General features: G+C 36.8%; 2 protein-coding genes. One reads left to right on the forward strand and one right to left on the reverse strand.

The genetic code is table 11. The features are described 5' to 3' along the window. Positions 1-225, forward strand: a 225-nt coding sequence (locus ACODS7_RS31750; protein ID WP_488828544.1) for a hypothetical protein, incomplete at its 5' end; no start/stop codon positions are given. 171 nt (positions 226-396) lie between these two features. On the opposite strand, the gene ACODS7_RS31755 is transcribed toward ACODS7_RS31750, so the two are convergent. Beyond that, complete coding sequence (locus tag ACODS7_RS31755; RefSeq protein ID WP_243168492.1) at positions 397-1350, reverse strand: Rpn family recombination-promoting nuclease/putative transposase; 954 nt, start codon at positions 1348-1350, stop codon at positions 397-399. Positions 1351-1808: the final 458 nt, after the last annotated feature.

Consider the following 1808-nt stretch of genomic DNA (forward strand, 5'->3'; position numbering starts at 1 on the left):
ACATCTTTAGCTGAAACGTTACAATTGTATTGCTCGTTAAGTAAGCAACCCACTTGGTTAACAAGTAAAATACAAGACAGCGGTGAAATAGAAGTAATGTTAAATCAAGAATTAGGACAATGTATAGATGGATATATAAAGGACCACATGATTTTGAAAAAGGGTAAACGAATTGCGGATATTTTAATAGAAATTCGGAATGCTTATACCACCATATACCACTAAACTTACAACAAGACCGCATGATGACACCATTGGCAAAAGGACTAAGGTTATAACTCCAAAGTATACAGGAACAGTACAATCGATTGTTTAGTAAGGGAGAAATACCCCTAAATATTCCTGAATATTCAGTCAATAACAGAGAGACATCCCATGCGATGGGATGTCTCTCTGTTATTGTTCCAAAATATGGCGTATATCCGACAGGTCCATATTCGTAAACTTCGCAATATCTTCGATATCCATGCCGTTTTTATGCATGCCACGGATTAATTGCTCTCTTTCGGCTAATTTTCCCTTTTCCATGCCTTTTTCCATTCCCTCTTGAAGCCCTTCTTCTTTTCCCACTTGCTTCCCTTTTTCCATTCCTTCTTCTATACCAACCTCACGAGCATGTGCTAATTTCGCTTGTTCATCAAATAATACTTTTTCCCGAGCTTCATATGCGAGGCGGAATGAACTGCTCTGACTCATATTTTCCCATTTGTGGATGGCCTTTTGTAACACCGGATCTTGCTTCATAGCGATGTCCTCCAATGTGTGGGTCAAATGTGCATCTGCATGCGCTGGTAATAAAAGTAACCAACGAGCAAATTCATTTTCCCACGGGTTAATTTTTTCTTCTCGCCATTGTTTTAGTAATTTTGGAATCTCAATAAAATGGATTTCTAAATCGTCGAGAAGTACATCATTCTGTTGCTTGCTCCAAAACTGTCCGACTGTATGCATATCATCATGATGAGGAAAGAGTTTAAAATCTAATAGATTGATGGTAATGGTTTTTCGCAAAGAACGGTAAGGCATACCTTGCTCTAATTGAGATGTATACAGTTTACTCCAATAATAGAGGGAACGTTTGACGATTTCTTGTGTATTTCGTAATTGAATTTCCACATTTACCTTGGTCTTATCTTGAAGGGTAGCTAATATATCTAATATGGATAATTTATCTTCTTCATATTCTTTATGAATATGGGGATCTTCAAGTGTTAACGATATAATCGGTGTAGATAATGACTCATGCAAGATCGCATTTAAGAAAGAAATCAATAAGTCCTCTTGTCCTTGTACCCCAAATAATTGCTTGAAAGCATAATCGACTCGCAAATTCACTAAAGGTTGCGTCATAAAGTGAGTCCCCTTTCTTATTTCATATTCTATCTTTTTTGTTAGTCCCCTTTTTCGGGGGAATGGGCAAAGAAAGTATATAGCTATTGTATCGGAAAAAGGAGAGAAGAAGCAATACTTATGTCTTTTTGTGAAGGATATATTTTAATTAAGGTACGTGAAATTTTATATACTTTACTTGTTGGCACCTATTCTTACTGATGTATATCCCTTGCTCCCTAAAAACTTCTCTATCCAACTTTTCCCCCTCTTATCTCCTTGAATGTGCACTCTTGGACTTTCGAGACTCAAACGTATTCGGAATCTCCTTATCTTTCGTTAGAGAAGAATCTGAGAGGTCGTTTTTTCATCCCTTAACTAATAAATTGGATATAATAACCAATTTAACGATCATTCTCCTGTTCATTCTGCATTACATGTGAAGCGTCAAATGAGACGAACAGTAATACACCGCTCGG

The organism is Bacillus sp. FG16 (assembly GCF_057809515.1).

What these genes read in the sequence shown, in the direction of transcription:
- ACODS7_RS31755 (WP_243168492.1), bottom strand. Translation starts at nt 1,350, where the DNA reads ATGACGCAACCTTTAGTGAATTTGCGAGTCGATTATGCTTTCAAGCAA.